This is a genomic window from Alteromonas sp. ABM1_013, from assembly GCF_056160505.1.
The window spans coordinates 553,791-577,480 of record NZ_JBSWXH010000003.1 but is presented as its reverse complement, the minus strand read 5'-3'; the positions used below and the strand labels follow the sequence as shown (position 1 = coordinate 577,480).

Annotated in this window: 21 protein-coding genes and 1 tRNA gene; 7 read left to right on the top strand and 15 right to left on the bottom strand. The window is 43.3% G+C overall.

Annotated elements, in window-relative coordinates; translation table 11 throughout:
• Positions 1-98: 98 nt before the first annotated feature.
• From ACXAGK_RS10865 to ACXAGK_RS10850, 4 genes are all read right to left on the bottom strand, one after another.
• Entirely contained in the window at positions 99-1,346 is a 1,248-nt protein-coding gene (locus tag ACXAGK_RS10865) for a glutamate-5-semialdehyde dehydrogenase (protein ID WP_474856250.1), read from the bottom strand.
• Complete coding sequence (proB, locus tag ACXAGK_RS10860; RefSeq protein WP_474806981.1) at positions 1,343-2,452, bottom strand: glutamate 5-kinase; 1,110 nt, start codon at positions 2,450-2,452, stop codon at positions 1,343-1,345. The genes ACXAGK_RS10865 and proB overlap by 4 nt, the downstream gene beginning before the upstream one ends.
• 16 nt (positions 2,453-2,468) lie before the next feature.
• Positions 2,469-3,983, bottom strand: a complete 1,515-nt coding sequence (gene putP / locus ACXAGK_RS10855) for a sodium/proline symporter PutP (RefSeq protein ID WP_474809265.1) — start codon at positions 3,981-3,983, stop codon at positions 2,469-2,471.
• A 368-nt stretch (positions 3,984-4,351) separates the two neighbouring features.
• Positions 4,352-5,398, bottom strand: coding sequence for a DNA topoisomerase IB (locus ACXAGK_RS10850; RefSeq protein ID WP_474856249.1), 1,047 nt, complete (start codon positions 5,396-5,398; stop codon positions 4,352-4,354).
• A 694-nt stretch (positions 5,399-6,092) separates the two neighbouring features.
• Here ACXAGK_RS10850 and ACXAGK_RS10845 point away from each other — a divergent pair.
• Entirely contained in the window at positions 6,093-6,683 is a 591-nt protein-coding gene (locus ACXAGK_RS10845; protein ID WP_474856248.1) for a hypothetical protein, read from the top strand.
• A 189-nt stretch (positions 6,684-6,872) separates the two neighbouring features.
• Positions 6,873-7,703, top strand: a complete 831-nt coding sequence (locus ACXAGK_RS10840) for an HAD family hydrolase (RefSeq protein WP_474856247.1) — start codon at positions 6,873-6,875, stop codon at positions 7,701-7,703.
• 138 nt (positions 7,704-7,841) lie between these two features.
• Here ACXAGK_RS10840 and ACXAGK_RS10835 read toward each other — a convergent pair whose 3' ends face one another.
• Together ACXAGK_RS10835 and ACXAGK_RS10830 are read right to left on the bottom strand one after the other, a co-directional pair.
• On the bottom strand, positions 7,842-8,546 hold the full coding sequence (locus ACXAGK_RS10835) for an SDR family NAD(P)-dependent oxidoreductase (RefSeq protein ID WP_474856246.1): 705 nt from the start codon (positions 8,544-8,546) through the stop codon (positions 7,842-7,844).
• A gap of 19 nt (positions 8,547-8,565) precedes the next feature.
• A complete protein-coding gene (locus ACXAGK_RS10830) occupies positions 8,566-9,096 on the bottom strand; it encodes a DUF2878 domain-containing protein (RefSeq protein ID WP_474856245.1) in 531 nt (176 codons plus the stop codon).
• 150 nt (positions 9,097-9,246) lie between these two features.
• On the opposite strand from ACXAGK_RS10830, the gene ACXAGK_RS10825 reads away from it, so the two are divergent.
• The 3 genes from ACXAGK_RS10825 (at position 9,247) to ACXAGK_RS10815 (ending at position 12,922) form a co-directional block, all read left to right on the top strand.
• Complete coding sequence (locus tag ACXAGK_RS10825; RefSeq protein ID WP_474856244.1) at positions 9,247-10,875, top strand: diacylglycerol kinase family protein; 1,629 nt, start codon at positions 9,247-9,249, stop codon at positions 10,873-10,875.
• Positions 10,876-10,882: 7 nt separating this feature from the next.
• Positions 10,883-12,235 (top strand): NADP-specific glutamate dehydrogenase, encoded by a 1,353-nt coding sequence (gdhA, locus tag ACXAGK_RS10820; RefSeq protein WP_474856243.1) that lies wholly within the window; start codon positions 10,883-10,885, stop codon positions 12,233-12,235.
• 231 nt (positions 12,236-12,466) lie between these two features.
• Positions 12,467-12,922 (top strand): hemerythrin domain-containing protein, encoded by a 456-nt coding sequence (locus tag ACXAGK_RS10815; protein WP_474806995.1) that lies wholly within the window; start codon positions 12,467-12,469, stop codon positions 12,920-12,922.
• Between the two features lie 151 nt (positions 12,923-13,073).
• On the opposite strand, the gene ACXAGK_RS10810 is transcribed toward ACXAGK_RS10815, so the two are convergent.
• From ACXAGK_RS10810 to rlmE, 9 genes are all read right to left on the bottom strand, one after another.
• The gene (locus ACXAGK_RS10810; RefSeq protein WP_015067141.1) at positions 13,074-13,232 is read right to left on the bottom strand and encodes a YqaE/Pmp3 family membrane protein; all 159 of its coding nucleotides are present in this window, start codon (positions 13,230-13,232) and stop codon (positions 13,074-13,076) included.
• A 262-nt stretch (positions 13,233-13,494) separates the two neighbouring features.
• On the bottom strand, positions 13,495-15,789 hold the full coding sequence (locus ACXAGK_RS10805) for an EAL domain-containing protein (protein WP_474856242.1): 2,295 nt from the start codon (positions 15,787-15,789) through the stop codon (positions 13,495-13,497).
• A gap of 232 nt (positions 15,790-16,021) precedes the next feature.
• Positions 16,022-16,107 (bottom strand) — tRNA-Leu (locus ACXAGK_RS10800).
• A gap of 16 nt (positions 16,108-16,123) precedes the next feature.
• Positions 16,124-16,537, bottom strand: a complete 414-nt coding sequence (gene secG, locus ACXAGK_RS10795) for a preprotein translocase subunit SecG (protein WP_474856241.1) — start codon at positions 16,535-16,537, stop codon at positions 16,124-16,126.
• Between the two features lie 10 nt (positions 16,538-16,547).
• On the bottom strand, positions 16,548-17,291 hold the full coding sequence (tpiA, locus tag ACXAGK_RS10790) for a triose-phosphate isomerase (protein WP_474856240.1): 744 nt from the start codon (positions 17,289-17,291) through the stop codon (positions 16,548-16,550).
• A gap of 96 nt (positions 17,292-17,387) precedes the next feature.
• Positions 17,388-18,731 (bottom strand): phosphoglucosamine mutase, encoded by a 1,344-nt coding sequence (gene glmM, locus ACXAGK_RS10785; protein WP_474856239.1) that lies wholly within the window; start codon positions 18,729-18,731, stop codon positions 17,388-17,390.
• Positions 18,732-18,740: 9 nt separating this feature from the next.
• On the bottom strand, positions 18,741-19,565 hold the full coding sequence (gene folP, locus ACXAGK_RS10780; protein WP_474856238.1) for a dihydropteroate synthase: 825 nt from the start codon (positions 19,563-19,565) through the stop codon (positions 18,741-18,743).
• A 148-nt stretch (positions 19,566-19,713) separates the two neighbouring features.
• On the bottom strand, positions 19,714-21,660 hold the full coding sequence (gene ftsH / locus ACXAGK_RS10775) for an ATP-dependent zinc metalloprotease FtsH (RefSeq protein ID WP_179983328.1): 1,947 nt from the start codon (positions 21,658-21,660) through the stop codon (positions 19,714-19,716).
• 101 nt (positions 21,661-21,761) lie between these two features.
• A complete protein-coding gene (rlmE, locus tag ACXAGK_RS10770) occupies positions 21,762-22,391 on the bottom strand; it encodes a 23S rRNA (uridine(2552)-2'-O)-methyltransferase RlmE (protein WP_014949364.1) in 630 nt (209 codons plus the stop codon).
• 95 nt (positions 22,392-22,486) lie between these two features.
• Here rlmE and yhbY point away from each other — a divergent pair, with 95 nt between their 5' ends.
• Positions 22,487-22,780, top strand: coding sequence for a ribosome assembly RNA-binding protein YhbY (gene yhbY / locus ACXAGK_RS10765; protein WP_039220582.1), 294 nt, complete (start codon positions 22,487-22,489; stop codon positions 22,778-22,780).
• A 114-nt stretch (positions 22,781-22,894) separates the two neighbouring features.
• Positions 22,895-23,671: a 3-hydroxyacyl-CoA dehydrogenase gene (locus ACXAGK_RS10760; RefSeq protein WP_474856237.1), complete on the top strand. Its 777-nt coding sequence runs from the start codon at positions 22,895-22,897 to the stop codon at positions 23,669-23,671.
• Positions 23,672-23,690 lie beyond the last annotated feature (19 nt).

Below are 23,690 nucleotides of genomic sequence, written 5' to 3'. Positions count from 1 at the left end.
TTGAATAAAAATAAAAAAGCGCCGACGAATGTCAGCGCTCTTCATTATGAAGCATGTAAACCTGCGGCACAATGCCGACCAGTTGCAACAAGTATTATTTAGTCGCGAATTTGGCCTTCACCATTCACCAGGTATTTCTCTGAAGTCAACGACTCGAGGCCCATTGGACCGTAAGCATGTAGCTTAGTTGTAGCGATACCAATTTCGGCACCTAAGCCAAGCTGGCTGCCGTCAGAGAAGCGCGAAGAAGCGTTAACCATTACCACACTTGCATCTACTGCGCGTTGGAATAGCTTACCTTTCTCAGCATCTTCAGTAACGATAACTTCTGTGTGGTTACTACCGAATTGAGCAATATGGTCTACCGCACCCTCGAAGTCATCAACTACGCGAATTGCGATTTCTAAACCTAGGTATTCTTCGCCGTATGCGTCTTCTGCAATTACGTCAGCGCCATCGAAATACTGGCTACCTTTTTCGTTTACGTGAACAGTTACGCCTTTCTCTTTAAAGGCATCGGCCACTTTAGGTAAGAAATCACCCGCAATGGCTTGGTGTACAACCAAACCTTCAAGCGCATTACACACACCAGTACGTTGAGTTTTACCGTTTAGAAGTATAGCCATGGCTTTATCTAAATCAGCATCTTTATCTACATAAAGGTGGCACACACCTTTGAAGTGCTGGATAACCGGTACTCTAGCGTTATCAGTTACGTAGTTGATAAGGCCTTCACCACCACGTGGAATAATAACGTCGATGTAGTCGCGCTGTTCCATCAGCTCTTGCATTAATGCGCGGTCTGGGTTTGGTACAACGGTAACTAGTGCTTTAGGCAAGTTATGCTTTTCAAGCACGTCTTGCATAAGTTCAGCAATGGCTAAACTTGTATCAAGGGCTTCTTTACCGCCACGTAAAATTACGGCGTTGCCCGATTTAAAGCACAGCGCGCCCGCGTCGGCAGTAACATTAGGTCGTGCTTCATAGATCATGCACACGACGCCTAGCGGTATACGCATTTTCTTAATTTCAATTCCGTTAGGACGCGTACCAATAACACGCTCTTTGCCTACCGGATCGTCTAGCTCAACAATAACCTCAATGCCTTCAGCCATTGATTCAATGCGCTCATCGTTAAGGATTAGGCGGTCAATCATGGCTGCGTCTAGATTATTTTCTCTAGCGCGCGCAACTTCCTTTTCGTTTACTTCAATAATTTTGCTTTTATTTGCACGAATTGCCGCGGCCATATCAGTTAACACCGCGTTTTTCTGGCTCTCACTTAGAATTGCCAGTGTACGTGCAGCTTTTTTCGCCTGTTGTGCTAACTCTGTAATAATACTCATTCTTTCTCCAGATTTGCTATGTGCTGATCAGAAATAATTGGCCCTGTTTTTTCCTCAAACTCGTGGGCGAATTCTTCACTTTCCTGATTCGCAATAAAATTCAATAAACAGCTACTGTAGTTCGACTTGGCTTTCACCAATTTAGTGCCGTCTTCTTTACGTACCAATATGGTGTCGCCTACCGAGAACTCACCTTTCACGTCTATAATTTCGCTACTTGTTAGTTGCTCTGCGTCAGTATGTAAAGAGTCGTCGAAGTCGCCTTCTACTATCACCTCACCTTGCGCATTTGACGTATGGCGCATCCAATGCACATTCTCTTGCATTGGCTTGGCGTGAGGTTTGAAATGCGTGCCTGGGTTTTCACCTGCTAGCAGCATATTAAACGACAGTTCAGTAAAGCCGTTAATAATATATGTATCTATACCATGCGAAACAGCTTTCTCGGCCGCTTCAATTTTGGTGCGCATACCACCGGTGCCAACACCGCCTTTAACCGCACCACCAGCCATGTCATAAACGCTCTGATCGATGGTATCAACCGATTTAAGCAGTTTTGCGTCGTCATGTTCATGTGGGTTCTTGTCATACAACCCATCAATGTCTGAACAGATAATCAGTGCATCAGCTTCAGCCGCCGACGCCACCATGGCCGATAAATTATCGTTGTCACCAACCTTCAATTTGTCGGTAGTTACAGTATCGTTTTCGTTAACGATAGGCAGAATGTTGTTGTCTAACAAACTGAATATGGTTTCACGGATACTTACGTAACGCTCTCTGTCTCTCAAATCAGCATGGGTAAGTAGCATCTGGGCAGACGGAAAATCGAACAGTCTGTCCCACGTGGCAATCATCTCGGTTTGACCCGCCGCTGCCATGGCTTTCTTAACCGCGATATCTGACTTTTCTTGCTCTGGAAACAGGTGCGCACCCGCTGCGACAGAACCGGAAGACACGAGTACAACCTGTGTACCGTTAGCTCTGCATCGCACGATAAATTGCGCAATGCTCAAAAGATAATGACTGCTACAACCTTGCTGGTTGGGCGATATTAGTGCACTACCTACTTTGATGACTACGCGTTTCCAATTAGGATGACTCATAATAAACTTTTTAACCTTAAGATTGTTGATTCGCTAATTCTTCACTGGCTTGCACAAACGTTTCTTGTACGTTCGACGATGGGTTTTCGCTAAGGCGACTTACCATATATAGCGTTAACGTACTCACCGCAAACCCTGGAATAATTTCATAAATAACGCTGCTTAACGTTTTACCGTCAGCTAAAACGGGCGCATAAATCCAAAACAGTACGGTTACCGCACCACTTATCATGCCCGCCATTGCCGCTTTCGCTGTTAGGTCCTTCTTATACAGACAAAACAGTACTAATGGACCAAATGCGGCGCCAAAACCGGCCCAAGCGTTACTTACTAAAGATAAAATTGTGTTTGACGCATCCATGGCTAACAGTAATGCAACTACAGCCACACCTGCTACACCATATCGCCCAATTGTTACCGTTTGCTTTTCACTTAACGATTTTTCAGGCGACTTTTTATTTACCATTACGCGGTAAATGTCTTCTGTTAACGAACTTGCGCTAACTAATAACTGCGACGAAATTGTACTCATGATGGCCGCCAAAATTGCTGCCATTAAAAATCCACTAATTAATGGATGGAAAAGCAACTGCGAGAAAATAATAAATATCGTCTCTGGGTCGTCGACTGCAAGGCCAAACTGGTTAGCATAAGCAATGCCTACAAAGCCCGTAGCCAATGCACCAATAATTGTCACTGTCATCCATGACATGCCAATATTTCTTGCTGTGCCTATAGCTTTAACAGAGCGAATTGCCATAAACCGCACGATAATGTGTGGCTGGCCAAAATAACCTAAGCCCCACCCTAAACTTGAAAGCAAACCGACTATCGTTAGCGTTTCTAACGATTCTGAAAAATTCGGTACAGATTGATAAGCGGCGCTTGTCATTTGCGATACGCTATCAAACTCGGTAAATGCGACAATTGGCACTAAAACCAATGCCACAAACATAATGCACCCTTGCACAAAGTCTGTAAGGCTCACTGCTAAGAACCCACCCAAGAGTGTGTAAGACACCACAACACCTAGAGTGATAAACAAGCCCAGTTGATAATCGACCGAAAATGCACTTTCGAACAGCTTACCGCCTGCTACTAAGCCTGCAGACGTATATAGCGTAAAGAACAGTACAATGATTACCGCCGAAACGATTCGTAAGCTTGAATTTGGCTTATTGAAGCGCTTGGCAAAGAATTCAGGCACCGTAAGTGAGTCATTAGCCACTTCGGTATAAACGCGAAGTTTAGGCGCTACTAGTAAATAGTTAGCTAAAGCACCAGCAACCAAGCCTATCGCTATATATACCGCGTCAAAACCGGTTAAATACATGGCGCCAGGAAGACCCATTAACATCCAACCTGACATGTCAGATGCACCCGCAGACAGTGCGGTAACTTGAGGGCTTACTTGTCGCCCTCCCAATATATAACCAGAAATATCACTGGTAGATTGTCGGTAAGCAAACAATCCTATCCCCAACATCGCTATAAAATAAACGCCGAGTGATAGGTAACTTTCCATTGGCATAACGTTAGTTATTTCCTCTATTGCTCTTCGAAAACTCGTCAATGATTTACCGTTCTGAACTTTTGCAACAATACATGTCGATACAAATAATTAAATCGAACAATAATCATTAGAGCTCTAACAATATAAGGATTTGACAAAAAATTTCAAGTTTAATTTTTAAACAACTTAGTTTAAACAGCATTGATGTTCAAATTAACACCAACCATGTTTCACGGTACTTTAATTAAAACCAAAGATATTTTAACTATAATATTCAGCGATTTATAAAACACCAACTATTCATGAAACAATCTAACTTGGCGCTTAAAGCATAGAAAAAGCACAACTTTACTATCAGCTAAAACATTTTCATTAAAAATGCTTTGTTACATACACTCAGCTGAAATAACATCCAAAAGAAGCTTTTCTACAGGCAACAATTGGGTTAGTTGTGTACAATCTTCGTTATTTAGTGAACGCACCTTTTCTATAAGCATCTCACACGCTTTCTTATCGTTTTTAACGGTAAATAGCTTCGGATGAATATAATATTTTCGGCATACTGTGGGCGTATTTCCAAGTTCTGCGGCGACGACCTTACTTAATGTGCTTTCCCACTTTTTGGTTCTGGAATTACTAACTTGGTCATAGACGTAAGGAAGGTTAGATAATGCGAAACGACTAGAAGCCCAGGTTCTAAAATCTTTGCAACTGAACTGCTCGCTTAACTCTTTGTGAATGAACGCATTAACGTCTTCACTGGTTACATCGTGCCAGTGCTTACTCTTATCTTGATAGCGGAAAAGACAATAACCTTGCTGCTGAGCGCAATCGCAAATCAGCGAGGCAAGTTCCGGATCGTTAACCTTTAAGGTTCTTGGCTTGCCATGCTTTCCTGTGTAGGCAAGTTCAACGCTATCCTCACACTGTAATTGCACGTGTTTACGCCGCAAGGTTGTCAGCCCGTACGTTTCATTTTCTTTACTATATTGAGCATTGCCTACCCTCGCACCTGTGTAATCAAGCAGAAGGCACACCAGCGCACAGGCGCGTTCTTGCGTCCAAGTTGGTTGCGAAATCAAAGAAAGGCAGTGTTCTCGAAATTCAGAAAGGGCGTTGCCAAAAGCAAGTAGTCGCTCGAATTTTTCGACTTGCTGCTGTTCGTGCCATTTGTCATGGTAAATGTATTGTTTGCGCCCTTTCTCATCAAACCCAACGGCCTGAATACTTGCCTTACTATCACGACTGATAAAGGTATTTTGCCAATTTGGGGGAATAACAAGCTTCTTGATACGTTTAATCACACGCTCGCCCGTTACTTTCTTGCCACTGCTATAACGATAGTAAAAACGTTTGTTCCCGCAAGGGATTCGTTTAATTGTCAGGTGGCTATCATCTGAATACACATTGCAGTAGCCTTTAGTCCTTTTCATTTTTAGTTACTCCTTTTCCCCTACTTACCCCAAAACAATAACAACTGAATAGCTGTAAGAGCACGCGTTAAGGGCGGCTTTGCTTCAATACTGACATGCCGTTGCGTTTTGGTGGAAAGGTCAGTTCCCCCCGAACTACAGCGCTTAACTATAAAAAGAATTTACAGCTGAAATAAAAGAATTGATCACTCGTCTATAAACCTTTCGCGAGTCTATTTATCTACCTGGAGCTTTATCTACCCAGAGCTTTATCTACCCACTGCTTTATCTACCAACAATGGCTTTCAACCTACGCTGTAACAATTTTTCACATCCCGTGTAAAATAATCGCAGTATCAACTCTCATCTTCACCTTCAAAGCTGGTAGAGGCACCATCGTTCCCGATATTTGTCATCGATAGCCCGCCCTTTTATTAACTAAATCATATGTAATAAACATGGAATACCTCTACTTTTCAGTTATTTAGAGAATGCCGCCTTACAAATTAAACTAAAGTATTAGCGCTACTCGTACTTCAGCGGAATACAAATTGAATAGTTAATTACAAATAGTGAATAGCTGCAGACAGTTGAAAGAGACATCTGCAACAGTTGCTTGCGAGGTTTATGTGAAACCCATTATCGGCGAGTAACTCGTTAACCGAATCAAGTGGATTTAATTAGAGAGTCCATGAAAGAAGTCGAGGATTTAAATATGAGTATTCAAAATTCGAACAAGGTTGATTCAGAAGGCGCTAAAAGTAGCGAGCATGAGAACTTAAGGGCTAATGTTGTCTCTAACGATGAGCTACAAGTGGCTGCCGTATTTAGTTCAAAGCAGAAAGTTCGTGAGGTACTAGAGATAGTGCAAAACAAAACATCGGTTGAACCGTCTCAAATAGAGGTTATAGAAGCCGGCGACCCTAAGTTGAGTGAAAAACTAGAGCGAAGCAGCGACTCGATAGGAAAAAGTATGTGGTCTTCTCACCTTCTTCTTGGTTCGCTTGGACTTGTAGCAGGTTTAATTGCCGCTTTTCTGCTAACTCAATTTGGGCCAGCGCTTACGCAGCAAAACCCGTTGTTTACCTACATTGCATTAATTAGCCCTGGCCTTTTCATTGGGCTATTCGTAGCTGGCTTAATCGGCTTGCGTCCGGACAGAAATGAAGTGATACAGACAGTAAGGCATGCCGTTCGCTATGGCAAAGTAGCGCTAGTTATTAATCTTAGAAAATCTCAATCATCGTCAAACGTGTCTCAGGTGTTGAAGCAGCATAGCGATAACGTGGTTGAATCTATTCGCTAGTGAAATTAATTACATGACAGGAAGGCATGCTAAACGGCAGAATGTGTTAGAGTATTTAATTGTTGGTTGAGCTTGCTACTTACAACTCTTTCTTAAAAGATACCACAGGGCAATATACCGAATTTCGGGTATATTGCCCTTTAACGTTTGGTTTGTAGCAATTTGAAAGAAAGACTAGGCACCGATTGTATGGATTTGATATTTTTTGATTTAGATGGGACTTTGTTAAATAAGTCTTCAGAAATTTCTTCTTTCACAAGAGAGACCTTGGGCTTATTGAGTGAAAAGGACATTGCCTTTACGGTTGCTACAGGGCGCACCATGCATTCAGCGCAGTTTGTGCTGAAGGATCAGTCTTTTGTCCTGCCTCATATCTATAATAATGGCGTAGCCATATGGGACCCAACCGGAAATGCCCTAACTTTGGAAAACCTACTCGCTCCTAGCGAAGTTAATCTTATAATTGAGCACGCGGTTAAAAACAATATCACGCCCTTCATTAACACGGTTAATATGGACAGCCCTGACCACGAACACGTGATCTATCATTCAGCGCCAAAGCATCAAGTGGAATTCGATTTAATCGAAAAATACTTTTCGCGAACAAAAGCGCGGCTTGCCACCATCGAGACTTTACCTGCTAATGCTCATATCACAAATATCAGTATGATTGGCGATGCAGCCCTTGTTTACGATATGTACAAGCAATTAAACATGCATGATGAATTAATCGCATATTCTGGCCCTGCGATTGAAGGCGACGAATACCGTTGGATGGATGTGCACCACAACCTTGCTAATAAAGGCAGTGCAGTTGAATCATTACGCAATCAATTAGACGCAACCAACGTTATTGTTTTTGGAGATAGTGATAACGACTTAAGTATGTTTAAGCTTGCTGATGAAGCTTATGCGCCGTCAAACGCAAAACCTTACATCAAAGATGCCGCTACTTCTGTAATAGGGCATCATGATGAAGATGGCATCGCTCGCTTTTTAAGAGAGCGATTCTCACTCTAGGCACTACGGTAAACAAAGCCTAGAGCCTTTTCTAAAGCTTTGAACCGTAGGAAGTGTTTAGCCCAGAAAAGCCTCTAGCCTAGGGAAACCTAGACGTAATGGTAGCCGAGTGTCTAAACGCATTAGGCTACCATCAAATTACCATTCAATAGGCTCTCTGTCTTTTAAGAACTGTCCGTGAGGGCCGCCTTCTTCCATAGTAGCTAGCCAAATTGCGGTATCCGCACCTTCTTCTGGAGTTTTAGGCGCGTCGCTGCCACCCATTCGAGTGTGCACCCAGCCGGGCGTCATGCTGTTTACCGTAACATCAATCTTTTTGTCATCTGCAGCTTTATCGACCTCGGCAGCCATCTTTACGGTAAGAGCATTAATGGCGGCTTTCGTTACTGCATAGCATAAAGGCCCTTTTAAGCCTTCCGCAAAGCTACCGTAACTGGAGCTTATGTTAATAATGCGACCATACCCTCGTTCAATCATTTGCGGTAAAGTTTGCTGAATAAGTGTTAAAGGAGCACTCACGTTCACCTGCATAGATTTCGCTAAACTTTCGGAATTCACTTCTTTCCAATCGGTATCGTCTAATATCCCCGCGTTATTTATCAGAATATCGATAGGGCCATACACGGCTTCAGCACGCACAAACGCGTCTACAATGGCAGTTTCGTTATCAAGGGGCAATTCAATAACATGTATATCCCCACCTACTATTTCCTTTTTAGCTTCAAGACCTGACTCTTCATCTCGACATCCCATCAATACTTTGTAGCCTTTAGACAGCATTCCTTTCACTATTTCCAGGCCTATACCTCGATTGCCACCAGTTACTAATACGTTTTTCGTCATACCAATACACTCCTTGCATTTACGCTTGGGCTTGTTTTGCCTCAAAACGATTGGATAAATAAAAACACAGCGGGAAAATCACACTCCACACTAAAGCGATGAAAATATAAGAGAGCATCATGCTGGTACCTAACTCGACCGCACCGAACTTAGCGCCAGCAATATAACTAAGAGGCGCAAAGACAGCCCCCGCGATTGCTGCAATACCCATTCGACCGTTAAACGCAGTTAGACTGTGATAAACCGTACCCGCGAACGCAGCCCAGAGAAGGCTAAGCCATATGGGAATTGGCCAAAAGCTCACTAGCACCTCTGTCTGATTGAAAATAAATAACCCGCTTAAAGTGAGTAAGGCGTCGACCACAGTGCCAAGTAGAAAAACTGCACTCATAAGCTTTAGGTCTTCGACACGTTTGGGGGAGAATACAATCCAAATCAAAAGTAGCCCTAATACGGGAAGTACAGCGTTATTTTGAAACAGAATCACTAACCACCATATGGCTTGAAACCAAGCGAAATTGGCAACTTTGAGTACCACAGTTTTATTCATTACGAATACCCTTACTTTCCATAAAAAAATATACGCTTACCGTCTAGTGATAGTTCAAATCTAAGCTATCAAAAGTAAACGAAAACAAACGGGTGTAAGTATGAATGCATAAGCTATTTGCTTTTTCCAATTACAAAGGATGTGTTATTCGTGAAAATGGTTAAGTACTACATACTGGGTGCACTACTAGCGTTGGTGCTAACGTTAACTGTGCCTATGATATTGTTAAAAATTGCATTTGGATGGACAGCCTTTTCGCTTATAGCGGTAAGCAGTGCCTATTTACTTAATTACCCAAGTTTATTTCGCAAACGCGAAGATGGATCTATTCCCTTCTATATCCGTTGGGTTTTCGTACCCTTCTTACTGGGCTCGTGGCTTTATAACGAGTATGCACGGAGAACCGACAAGGTTCCCCCACTCCAAAAAATTGAACCTCACCTTTTTCTCGCATGCCGCATGTCTAATAAGCACGTAGACCTGCTTAACGAAAACAATGTCGATGCCATCCTCGATGTAACCGCAGAGTTTGACGGGTTAGATTGGACCGCGTATCAAGAAGATTATAAGTATTTAAACATACCCGTTTTGGACCATACTAGTCCCACCTCAGAGCAACTTGTTCTTGCGATCAACTGGCTCAATCAACAGATATCTGACAACAAAAACGTTGTTGTTCACTGCGCACTTGGCCGAGGCCGTTCGGTGCTAGTGGTAGCAGCTTACCTTCTGGCAAAAAATCCAAACTTAAGTGTAGATGAAGCCTTAAAACAGATTAATCAAATACGCCAAACGGCAAGGCTCAACAAGCGACAGTTAGCGTCGTTACAAAAAGTACGAGATGGCGGGCTGTTGTCGTTACGAAAAGATCTTACATTGATTGTAAACCCAGTGGCGGGCGGCGGTAAATGGAAGCAGTACCGAGACGAAGTCCTTTCTAGACTGAATGAAAAGTTTAAGGTAACGATAAAAGAAACCACACCTGAAATAGACGGCAAAGCGTTAGCAGAACAGGCCAAAGATGAAAAAGCGGAGATTGTCATTGCCTGTGGTGGAGACGGTACGTTGACAGAGGTGGCGTCAGCGTTAATTAATACTGACATCACAATGGGTATTATCCCCTTTGGAACGGCCAATGCGCTTAGCCAAGTACTGCACGGATATGTTAGTAAGGTTATGCCTATAAGCACAGCGTGCGACATCATAATAAGGGGTGACACGTTAAAGATTGATACCGCAACCTGTAACGATAAAGTCATGTTGTTGGTAGCAGCCGTCGGGTTTGAAGAGCAAATGATTTCGGCCGCTGATAGAGAAGAGAAGAACGTGGGCGGGCAGTTCGCCTATTTAAAAGGACTGTGGAATGCCATTTCTAATAACGAAAACATGACATTTGAAGTAGCAAAAGATGATAAAGCGGCTGAAACATTAGAAACACCCAGCTTTGTTATCGCCAACGCTGCACCTATGACGACGGCATTGGCGCAAGGTGCAGAGCAGCCAGATATTACCGACGGAAAATTAGATCTTACCTGGCTATTGCCACAACCAAGCTCTGACAGACAGTTTGCATCGTTAGCCGAGCTCGTTTTAAGCCCTGCCGAATCAAAAAAGCAATCAGACTCCATACGCCATGAACGCGCATCATCTATAACATTGACATTCGATAAGCCTACTGCCTATGCAGTAGATGGTGAAATCTATGAAGGCGATAAACTTGTTATAAAAACCGTTCCTAGAAGTCTCACCGTACTCGCCAACTTTGAAGATAAGGATTAATTGATACATGGCTCAGAAAAGTAATTTCGAAGAAATTTTTAGCTTTCTCAATGACAAATTTTCTAACGAAACGGAGTACCTTCAAGCTGTACATGAAGTACTTGAAGATATAGTTCCTGTTTACAATGCAAATGAACAATACAAAGCATTCGATATAATCAGACGTATCTGCATGCCAGAACGGGTAATTTATTTCACAGTCTCTTGGATGAACAGTGAAGGCAACATTGAAGTTAACCAAGGATGGCGCGTGCAGCATAATTCAGCAATGGGCCCTTTTAAAGGCGGCCTGCGTTTTCACCCGACCGTAAACTTATCGGTGCTAAAGTTTTTAGCCTTTGAGCAATGCTTTAAAAATGCGCTGACCGGCCTTCCTATGGGTGGCGGTAAAGGTGGTTCAGACTTTAACCCTAAAGGCCGAACCGACCGAGACATTATGCTGTTTTGCCAAGCATTTATGCGTGAGCTACAGCGACACATAGGCGCCAATACCGACGTACCAGCTGGCGACATCAACGTTGGAGCACGTGAAATAGGCTACCTTTATGGCGAGTACCGCAGGTTAAACAATAAGTTTGAAGGTGTATTAACAGGTAAAGGCTTAGAATTTGGCGGTAGTTACGTTCGAACAGAAGCGACAGGCTTTGGCTTAATCTACTTTTTAGAAGCTGCTTGCAAGCACCGAGATGCAAAAATAGAAGGCCAGACCATAGCAGTATCTGGTGCGGGTAATGTAGCACTGCATGGCGCACTTAAAGCGGTAGAAAAAGGTGGGAAGGTTATCTCCCTTTCTAATAGTCGAGGGCTTTTACATAATGAAGATGGGTTAACTGATACTGCTCTTAAATGGGCGATAGATAAGCACGCTAACCGTAATAATATTCTTGCGGATATGGCTGACGAAAGCATGGGTAAGTGGGTACCTGATAAAAAACCATGGCATTTAAAATGTGATATTGCTCTACCCTGCGCAACGCAGAATGAGCTACTCGAAGACGACGCAAAAGCATTACTGGATAATGGCTGCCAAATGGTTTTAGAGGGTGCGAACATGCCGTGTACGAACGAAGCGCAATCACGCTTTTTAGACGCTAAAATTGTTTACGTTCCGGGTAAAGCATCAAACGCGGGTGGCGTTGCTTTATCTGGCTTAGAAATGAGCCAAAACGCAATGTTCAATCAACGTGACGCTAATACGCTAGATGACCAACTATATTCTATTATGGAGAGTATTCATCAACGCTGTCTAGACGAAGGAAAGGTAGACAGTGGTGATAACAAGTACGTAAATTATATGAAGGGCGCTAACATTGCAGCGTTCAGGCGACTTGCTGACGCCATGGTGGCACAAGGCGTATAACCCCTCTCCTTTTTATCGCAGCTTGTCGATAGGTTTACGGTAAAGCCGCCGTGAATTTATCGGCAACCCCTTTGTAAATATTGCTCTACATCTTTGCTACCCCTACCTTTTAGTCGACGATGAACTAAGAAAAGCAAGCAAAATCATAAACTAATACACATAAGATTCATGGAATAAAAATCGCATTACTAGAAGTGTCATTCACTTTTAAATATGCAAAAGGAACTTACCATGAAAATTTTTGAAGCACTGCGTCAGGACCACGAGAAACAACGTTTACTGTTGAAGATCTTGGCTGAAACCAGCGGTAACACTGCAGCACGTCGCGAATACTTTGAAGAGTTAAAAACACAGCTTGAAAGTCATGCGATTGCAGAGGAGCGCCATTTTTATACTCACCTGTTAGAGAAAGATTCTACGGTGGATTTAACGCGCCACGGTATCGCAGAACACCATGAAATTGATGAACTGCTATCGAAGTTAGACGAAACGGACATGAGTTCACCTGCTTGGTTACGTCATTTAAAGAATCTACAAGAAAAGGTAGAGCATCACCTTGCCGATGAAGAGCAAGAGTTTTTCCAAGTTGCTGGCAATGTTTTAAATGATCGTCAGAAAACCAAGCTTGCTGAAGAATATCAAAAAGAAATGAAACAAGAGCTAGACGAAGAAAAAATTACGGCTTAAATAGAAACACTGAAGCGCTTTTAAGCGCTTCGCTTTGTTATTAGTGTTACATGAAAAAGCCAGCTTAAAAAAGCTGGCTTTTGTCTGTTTTCATTACTGCTTTACAACACTTATTGCATTGTTACTTGCGCAGTATAGCAAGTGACATCAACTACTTTTTGGCAATGATATAAATTGCGTGGATAACGCCTGGAAAATAGCCAAGAATAGTCAGCAAAATGTTAATCCAAAAGTGAGCACCCAGACCAACTTGCAAAAACACGCCTAGTGGTGGAAGTAAAATTGATAAAAGTATACGAATGATGTCCATAATAAATTCCTTGTTTTTGAAGTAATTTCACAACTCAGTAGGCAAAATACTCACACGTTGGTGAAAAATTTAGGCCTATAGAGCGTTTCTATACGTCTCGATATTAGTTTTTGCATTAACAATGCCAAGTCGCCTTAACAACGCCAAGTCGCATGAACAGTGCCAAATGGCAGGAATGAAGACAAATCACCTTCATATAAGTACATACCCAGCAATAAAGCATTGCGCATACTAAGAAAATAAACTTTTCCTTATAATAAAGCTATTCACCGAAAGGCGTATTTTGAAGCCAATCTTCAAGGTCTGAACGATTTAGCGGACGGCTAATGTAATAACCTTGAGCAATATCGCAGCCCCACTCCTTCAAAATTTCAAGGGAAGCTAAATCTTCTACACCCTCGGCGACCACTTTCAAATTAAAGGCATTCGCCAAACTAAGCACAGTATGAACAATTTGTTGATCGTTCTCATCGCTAGCCAGAGAAAGAATAAAGCTCTTGTCTATTTTAATCGTTTTAACAGGTAAGTTCTTTAAATAGGCCAATGACGAATAGCCAGTACCAAAGTCATCAATTGCGAAGTGAAAGCCTCTGGCGGTTAATTCGTTAAGGTTTTCAATGGCAAGTGATGCATCAGCAACTAAATCACTTTCGGTTATTTCAAGCTCTAAAGATTCTGGCGATAGCCCTTCTTTCGTTAACAGGGCTACTAGCTTGCTGAGTAACACTTTATTTTGAATGTCTTGGGTTGACAGGTTCATAGCAACGGTGAACCGATAACCTTTCGACCTAAAGTAAGATAAGTCAGTAATGGTTTGCTGCATCACCCAGGTTGTTACTTGCTCTATCAACCCTGCTTGTTCAGCAATAGTAATAAATTCATCTGGCGGTACAAAACCAAGCGCGCTATTGTTCCAGCGGATCAATGCCTCCATGCTGCAAACTTTCATCGTTTGCAAGTCAACCTTGGGCTGGTAAACCATAGACAGTTCGTCCTGCTGGCTTACAAGCGACCGCTTCAATTCCGTTGTTATGGCAAGCCTGCGATTATACTTATCCTCTAAATCGGTCCGATACCGCACACACCAGCTATCACTATGAATCGCCTCATCGGTCACTATGTTCATCTTTCTAAATAGTTCTTCAGAAGAAGAGGCATCTTGAGGACACTCGATTATCGCCATAGCAACTTTAACGGGTATGGCAATTAAGTTGCTCTCAACAGGCTGTTCCAAGATGTGTTTAAGTGTTTCCAACTGATCGTCGTTTAAGGATTCGTGTGAAATATACAGTATCTCGCCGCCAGCAAGCCGTGCTGAGGTGCCCGGCCAGCGCTGCAAACGTTCAGAAAGTGCCTTTAACGTGTTATCACCATTTGAGTAACCATATAAATCATTTATGGTTCTAAACCCAATAACCGTTATAGCTACAACTTGAACCGCTTGCCCCTCTTTTATTTGGGACTCAAAATAGTCTTCAACATAATTACGATTGAAAAGACCGGTTAATACATCGTGTTCCGCCTGGTAACGAATGTGCTTTTCACGACTCTTAATACTCTCTTGCATGCTGTCTACGGCAACTGCAAGTTCTGTAATTTCTTTTAGTTTCGACGGTGATTCAAGAGTTGAACCATAACTACCCGATGCTACTTTATTTACGGCTTTAACTAGTTTAGAGACAGACTCGCTCACATTTCTTGCAAGAAACAGGGAAAGCCCTAGCGCAACTAAAATTGCTAGCAGACAGGATGCTAAAATGGTTAATTGAACTCTCGTAAAGGCGTTGAAATAAGACGTTGTATCGACGGCTAATGTAATAGCGACAGGTAAATTTTGCTCAGAGCCTATGCTTACCTGACGCGCCAAGTAAGTTAATTCGTCTTTAAAGGTCACATCCACCCAAGACGGGTCTTGTTCTGATGTAATTATTCGATGTGCTTCCCCCTTATCTAATGTTGCTTTAATGATCTCGTTTGAATCTGCTTTAGAAATAATAATCTCTGCATCAACAAGTTGTTTTAGCTGTTCCAGTAAATCATCGTCAAATTCAACACCAATTAGCATGTAATATCTGAGTGTAGGGATCTCTACCCGAATAAGGTTAAGCTGAATTAAATCATTAGATACAACAAAAAAGCCGCTGTCTCGATCTTTTGCCACAAGCGATAAACTGCTCTCTACATCCTGACCAACTTCGAATAAGTCTGTATGGGTTGCAACAACTTTGTGGTCTAGGCTCACTAATGCGATAATTTTGGTATTTAGGCGATCTGCATAACTCGTAAATGCAGCTTCAATAGAGGGAATATTCTCGGTTCCAACGGCGCGCCTAAAATCAAAGGAACGAGCCAAGACTTTAGATACACTTTTAATAACGGCTTGCCTGTCGGCAACAACTTTATCGAAAACTTTTTCAGCCAATTGAATATCGTGATCGATATTCTGAACAACGAGAGTGTTTGCAGAACGCCAAACAGCGCCAATAATCAGAAGTGATGCTATAACAATCCCAATTAACAAGGTTTGGAATAAAGTCTGGCTTAGTGTCTTTTGCACTATAGTGCCCCGTGAAGATTGTTGTGAATTTAAAGCAGTCGAAATAGATATTGATGTTAAGAATAGCTGATTAACTATTATAGGGACAGGTATAACATCCTGTAAATTTTAGATTTTAACGCTTTGTTACAAATGTCTTGTTCTCAACCAGATATTTGCTAAAGCTGCGCTACTACAGCAAAAAAGCGGAGAAAAGCAAAAAGCCAGCATAGCGCTGGCTTTTAATACTATTTGGTGCGGAAAGCGGGACTTGAACCCGCACGAGCTATGCTCACCACCCCCTCAAGATGGCGTGTCTACCAATTCCACCACTTCCGCGAAACTTTTTATATACTTAGTTTGAGCCTTCAGAGCCATCAGCTGCTGGAACATCAGAAGCATCAGCTTCAACCGCTGGCACGTCGCTTTGCGCTGCATCTTCAATAACTGGTACATCCTGGTCAGCCGGAAGCTGTACTGGTTCTTCAACAGCCGCTGGAACTTCTAAGTTGTTCCATTCATCTTCAGCACTTTCGCGGTTAGCGGTCAATGCACCTAAAGTAAGGCTAATGAAGAAAAATAAACCTGCCAAAATGCCGGTGGTACGCGTCATAAAGTTACCAGAACCAGACGAGCCAAATACTGTGTTTGAACCACCTGAGCCAAATGAAGCGCCCATATCTGCGCCTTTACCCTGTTGAATTAGAACAAATCCAATAAGTAAAAGTGCAACAATTAGGTATGCTACTAATAGCACTTCGTAAATCATAAATACCTCGTCAGTTTGCCGCTTGGCAAATTGAAATAAAATCTTCAGCCTTTAAACTGGCCCCGCCAATCAACCCGCCATCTACGTCTTTCTGCGCAAATAAGGTGCTGGCATTATCTGGCTTAACACTTCCGCCGTATAAAATACGTAGGCCCTGTGCCAGTTCTGTGTCTACTTTATTAAAGTAGCCACGAATAAATTCGTGAACGTCTTGTGCTTGTTCTGGGCTTGCAGTTTTACCTGTACCTATTGCCCAAATTGGCTCGTAAGCTATAACTGTTTTGCTTAGTTCATCCACAGACATTGCGTTAACAAGAGCGTCTAGCTGTTCACCGACAAATGACTCTACGTTGTCAGCCTCTCTCACTTCAAGGGGTTCACCCACACAAATGATAGGAACTATGCCAGATGCGACACATTGCTTAGCTTTTAGCGCTACAAGTTCGCTTGACTCACCTTGGTCTTCGCGTCTTTCAGAGTGCCCAACGATTGCGTACTCACAACCTGCTTCTTTAAGCATTTGGACTGATAACTCACCAGTATGTGCGCCATTTTCTAAATGACTTACGTTTTGAGCACCGATAGCAAATGAACGAGTTTCAAAAGCGTGTAAAAGTAGAGAAGGAGCACAAATCACGATTTCCGATTCAGCTTTTACATCAGCAAGTTTCTGATTAAATTCAGCAACTAATGCCAAATTTCCATTCATTTTCCAATTGCCAGCCACGAATGGCTTTCTTACATTTTCACTCACAACGCAGACCTTAGCCCTGTCTTTAAAGCGGGCGTGATATTAACTATTTAATTGAAAAGATACAAGCACAAAAAGCAAAATTTCCTGCTACGCCAACTAATTGGCGAGATTACGAACAGTTTCTGCAATATGCTCAGCCCATTTATGAGATTGAGCATCGTCGTTCGACTCTACCATTACACGGACTAGTGGTTCAGTACCACTTTTCCGCAGTAATACCCTACCCGTCTTACCTAATGCAGACTCCGCTTCTTTCTTAGCGTTTTGTACATCTTGGTGTGAAAGATAATCTACTTCTTGGTTTGAGTAACGCACGTTAACCAGTGTTTGCGGGTACATGTCAAAACCGCTCGCTAAGTCGTGTAGGTCCATATGAGAACGCAACATAGCAGCAAGTACCTGAAGCCCGGCAACAATACCATCACCCGTAGAGCTCATATTTAGATTGAGAACATGACCTGAATTTTCACCGCCAATAGCCCAGCCTTTTTGCTGCAGCAATTCCATCACGTATCTGTCGCCTACGTTACTTCTTACAAATGGAACGCCCAGCTTTGAAAGCGCATTTTCAAGACCTAGATTACTCATCAAGGTGCCAACGACGCCACCTTGCATTTTGCCATTTTTAAGTGCGTCGCGCGCGATGATGTAAACAATCTGGTCACCGTCTAAAACGTTTCCTAGGTGGTCTACCATCATAATGCGATCGCCATCGCCATCTAGTGCAAAGCCAAGGTCAGCGCCGGTTTCTTTAACCTTTTCTACAATGGCGTTCATAGAAGTTGCGCCAACGCCGTCGTTGATGTTTAGGCCATCAGGCGCTGTTCCCAGCTCAATGACTGTTGCGCCTAATTCGCGAAGCACATTTGGTGCTATGTGATACGTTGCGCCGTGCGCGCAATCTACCACTATTTTTAGACCTGTTAACGATAGCTCAGACGGGAATGTACCCTTACAAAATTCAATGTAACGACCTGCTGCGTCATTAATTCGTGTAGCTTTACCTAACTTGTCAGAAGCTACGCATGTCATTGGGCGCTCTAACATGTCTTCAATAGCTAGCTCGATGTCGTCATCTAGCTTAAAGCCTTGAGCAGAGAAGAATTTGATGCCGTTATCGTAAAAAGGGTTATGGGAAGCACTGATTACGATACCCGCTTCAGAACGGAATGTTTTCGTTAGATACGCAATAGCCGGTGTGGGCATAGGACCTAGCAAGCCGATATTAATGCCTGCAGCCGATAGACCAGCTTCTAGAGAGGACTCTAGCATGTAGCCAGATATACGTGTGTCTTTACCGATAAGTACTTTATTTGTGCCGCGGCCAGCTAGAACTTTACCTGCGGCCCACCCTAATTTGGTAACAAACTCTGGGTTGATATTGCTCTCACCCACTTTTCCACGTATTCCATCGGTGCCGAAATATTTGCGCTGAGTCATTATTATTCCTTATTTAATCGTATTCAGCATTTTCACGATATTGACAGCGTCCGCTGTTTCTTTAACGTCGTGAACGCGAATAATCTGTGCGCCCATTTGGGCGACAATTGTAGCGAGGCTTACGCTTCCAGCCAAGCGCTCATCTACTTTTCTGTTAAGCAAATTGCCTATCATTGATTTGCGTGACATTCCAACTAAGACAGGAAAGCCCAACGACATAATATCAGGCAGATGTTTAACCAGGGCATAGTTATGCTCTAGCGTTTTACCAAATCCGTAGCCTGGGTCGAACATTATCGACGCTTTCGCAATGCCAGCTTGCTCACATACTTTTGCGCGAGCTATTAAAAACTGGCTCACTTCGTCAATAACATCACTATATTCAGGGTTGTTTTGCATAGTTCGAGGTTGCCCCTTCATATGCATTAAGCACACGGGGACGTCAGCATCAGCTGCGGCTTCCAACGCACCGGGTTCTTGTAAAGCACGTACATCATTAATTAACCCTGCACCCGCGTTGACTGCTTCACGCATTACTCCTGCTTTACTGGTATCAATAGATATCACAACATCGCTATTTTTAGCGACTGCCTCAATAACAGGTATTGTGCGGTCTAGTTCTTCTTGCAAAGATACATCAGGGGCGCCAGGTCGCGTAGATTCTCCACCAATGTCAATGAAGGTAGCGCCATCATCAAGCATGCGATGTGCATGTTCAACGGCTTGCGTCACATTGGCGTGCTTGCCACCGTCAGAGAAAGAGTCAGGGGTTACATTTAATATGCCCATCACATGAGACTGTGATAGATCGACGAAGTGCTTTCCAAACTGCATGAATTACTCGCATTATTGTTCTTTAAAGATGAAGCTATAAAGCAAACTGATTTTAACCCACAGAGATAGCGATAAGCATTAGATTAAAATCAAACTGCTCTAACAAAAAACGCCAGCTGAACTGGCGTTTTTTAATGAGTGTAGAGGCTTAGCTTGGAATATCGCCCGGCTTGCCTACAGACGGTTTATCAACACCATCGTTTTTAATTTCACCTTCGCGAACTGGTGCACCACCGCTTGGCTTATCGCCACCAGACGGCTTGCTGTCATCCCAGTCTGCAGGAGGACGAACGTCAGTGCGGTTCATCAGATCATCGATTTGCTTAGCATCAATGGTTTCGTACTTCATCAGTGCGTCTTTCATTGAGTGTAAGATATCAATGTTGTCTTCAAGGATTTTTTGAGCGCGTTCGTAGTTGCTGTCAATCAATGACTTGATTTCGGCATCAATAGCACGTGCTGTGTCATCAGACATATTCGTTGCCTTAGACATAGACTTCCCTAGGAACACTTCACCTTCGTCTTCAGCATAAAGCATTGGACCCATTTTGCTCGACAAGCCCCACTGAGTCACCATCTTACGTGCAATTTCAGTTGCGCGTTCGATATCGTTAGATGCACCCGTTGTTACTTTGTCATCGCCATAAATGATGGCTTCAGCAATACGCCCACCAAACAAGCTAGAAATCATGCTTTCTAAGTGTTGTTTAGAATGACTTACACGGTCTTGCTCAGGCAAGTACATGGTCACACCCAACGCGCGACCGCGTGGAATGATCGATACTTTGTAAACCGGATCGTGCTCTGGCACTAAGCGACCAACAATGGCGTGACCTGCTTCGTGATACGCTGTCATTTCTTTTTCAGGCTCAGACATCACCATAGACTTACGTTCAGAGCCCATCATGATTTTGTCTTTCGCTTTCTCAAACTCTTCCATTGAAACCAGACGTTTGTTACCACGGGCAGCAAACAATGCGGCTTCATTTACTAGGTTCGCCAAATCAGCACCTGAGAAACCTGGTGTACCACGAGCAATTACAGAAGGTTCTACGTTGTCAGCAACAGGTACTTTGCGAATATGAACCTTAAGAATTTGTTCACGACCGCGAATATCTGGCAGACCTACTACAACCTGACGGTCGAAGCGACCAGGGCGAAGTAGCGCAGGGTCAAGAACGTCTGGGCGGTTAGTTGCTGCAATAACGATGATGCCTTCGTGACCTTCAAAGCCGTCCATTTCAACAAGCATTTGGTTAAGTGTTTGTTCACGCTCGTCGTGACCACCACCTAAACCAGCACCACGTTGACGGCCTACCGCATCAATTTCGTCAATGAAGATAATGCAAGGCGCTGCTTTCTTAGCTTGTTCGAACATATCACGAACACGCGATGCACCAACACCTACGAACATTTCAACGAAATCAGAACCCGAGATAGTAAAGAAAGGTACTTTTGCTTCACCCGCGATAGCTTTCGCAAGCAACGTTTTACCCGTACCAGGAGGACCTACCATAAGTACGCCCTTCGGAATTTTACCGCCAAGCTTCTGGAACTTAGACGGGTCGCGAAGGAAATCTACCAACTCAGATACGTCTTCTTTAGCTTCATCACAGCCTGCTACGTCGGCAAATGTCGTCTTGATTTGGTCTTCACCAAGTAAGCGAGCTTTGCTCTTTCCGAAAGACATAGCGCCACGGCCGCCGCCACCTTGCATTTGACGCATGAAGAAAATCCATACACCAATAAGCAATAGCATGGGGAACCATGAAATGAAAATTGACGTTAGAAGAGACTGCTCTTCCGGTGGTTCACCGTAAACTCTTACGTCGTTTTTAACTAAGTCAGATACTAACTTGTCGTCGAAGTAAGGTACGAATGTTTGGAAAGTTTCGCCTGAACGCTTTGTACCGCGAATTTCGCCACTATTGTTGATGCGAACTTCACGAATATTTCCCTGTTCTGCTTCTCTCAAAAACGTTGTGTAGTCAGTTTGCGAACGAGACGATTCACTCGGTGAAAAGCTCTGAAAAACCGACATTAAAACAACGGCGATGACTAACCATAAGATTAAATTTTTTGCCATATCGCTCAATGCTACTAACCTCTATAAACCCGAATTGCTTGTATATTCAACAAGTTGTTTATTGAATAAACGGCACAACTCGCAACGAAAACCGCTTAACCCAAAGCGTACTACACTTTATACCCACAAGCCACCAAATACACCTCACGAGAACGTGATCTGGACGAGTCAGGCTTACGTGTCTTTATGGTTGTGAAAGATTGTTTAAGTGCGTTCATGAACTCAACAAAACCTTCACCTTGGAACACCTTGATGACAAAAGAACCTCCAGGCTTTAAAACTTGGTGACACATATCTAGCGCTAGTTCGCAAAGGTACATAGAGCGAGATTGGTCAACCGAAGCGTTACCTGCAAGGTTCGGTGCCATATCAGACAACACAATATCTACGGTGTTCCCACCGATTCTGTTCAATAGTGCGTCGAGAACCGCGTCCTCTCGGAAATCACCTTGTAAAAAGTCTACGCCAACTATCGGATCCATGGGCAAAATATCGCACGCGATAACTTGACCATTGTCGCCAACAAGCTGTGCAGCTAGCTGAGACCAGCCCCCTGGTGCGGCACCAAGGTCTACAAGTGTCATTCCTGGCTTTATAAGCTTATCTTTTTTCTGGATTTCTTCCAGTTTATAAATAGCTCGCGAGCGCCAACCTTCCTTATTTGCTTTTTGCACATAATGGTCGTTGACGTGTTCTTGTAACCAGCGTTTACTGCTGGCGGAGTGTTTCTTTTTTGTCATTCCAGTACAATGTCATTAGGATTGTAGAGAAGATGGCGTTAGAATACGTTATTTCAAGCATAAACTAACAGATTAATTGTAAGAAATATTACTAGATGAAACTTTCAAATAAACAGAAACAATTCCTAAAAGGTCTTGCACACCCGTTAAAACCTGTTGTGCAGCTAGGTGGGAACGGCCTGACAGAAGGTGTAGTTGCAGAAATCGACAACGCACTTGGTCACCATGAATTAATTAAAGTTAAGGTACCAACTGATGATCGCGAAGAAAAAGCGCTTATCATGGATGCCATCGTACGTGAAACCAACTCAGTTAAGCTTCAGGTAATTGGCCATACGCTAATTATCTACCGTCAAAGCGAAGACTGTAAAATTCAGTTGCCAAAATAGCGGCAAAATAACTGAATAAAAGGTGCCGTTCCCTTTCGGCACCATAGTTTTTCTTCTTACTTCCCGTTAACATCACGTTAATAATAGTGAACAAATAGGGTTTAAGGGAAAACTATGACGCTAAATAATATTACCGCCGTTGTTACTGGCGGTTGCTCAGGACTTGGTCACGCCACTGCTATTGCGCTTCGCGATGCGGGTGCCAACGTCAGCCTTTTCGACCTAAACGATGAACTTGGCGCGCAACGTGTTGAAGAATTAGGTAGTGACAATACACATTTCACCAAAACCGATGTTCGTGATGAGGCCTCTGTTCAAGCGGCTATCGATGCTACCACTGACAGGTTTGGTGCTATTTCACTGGTAGTCAACTGCGCTGGTATCGCACCCGCAAAGCGTTTACTCGATAAAGAAGGCAACCCTGCCCCACTCGGCGATTTTCAGAAAACTATCGATATTAACTTAGTTGGCAGTTTTAACGTATCTCGCTTAGTGGCTGCCACTATGGCTAAACAGTCGCCGATTAATGAAGAAGGTGAACGCGGGCTTATTATCAATACTGCTTCAGTCGCAGGTTACGAAGGTCAAATAGGTCAAACTGCTTATGCAGCAAGCAAAGGTGGAATTATTGGTCTAACCCTGCCAATGGCTCGCGATTTAGCGCCGCTAGGCATCCGCGTTAATACGATAGCGCCTGGCGTGATGGGCACGCCTATGCTGCTTGCTATGCCTGAAAAGGTGCAAGACGCCCTTTCTGCCAACGTACAGTTTCCTAAGCGTCTAGGGCTGCCCGAAGAATTCGCAAAACTGGTTATCCACATGGCGAACAACAGCTATTTAAATGGCGAAACAATCCGCTTAGACGGCGGCCTTCGCATGCCGCCCAAGTAGTAAATAAATACATTAACGC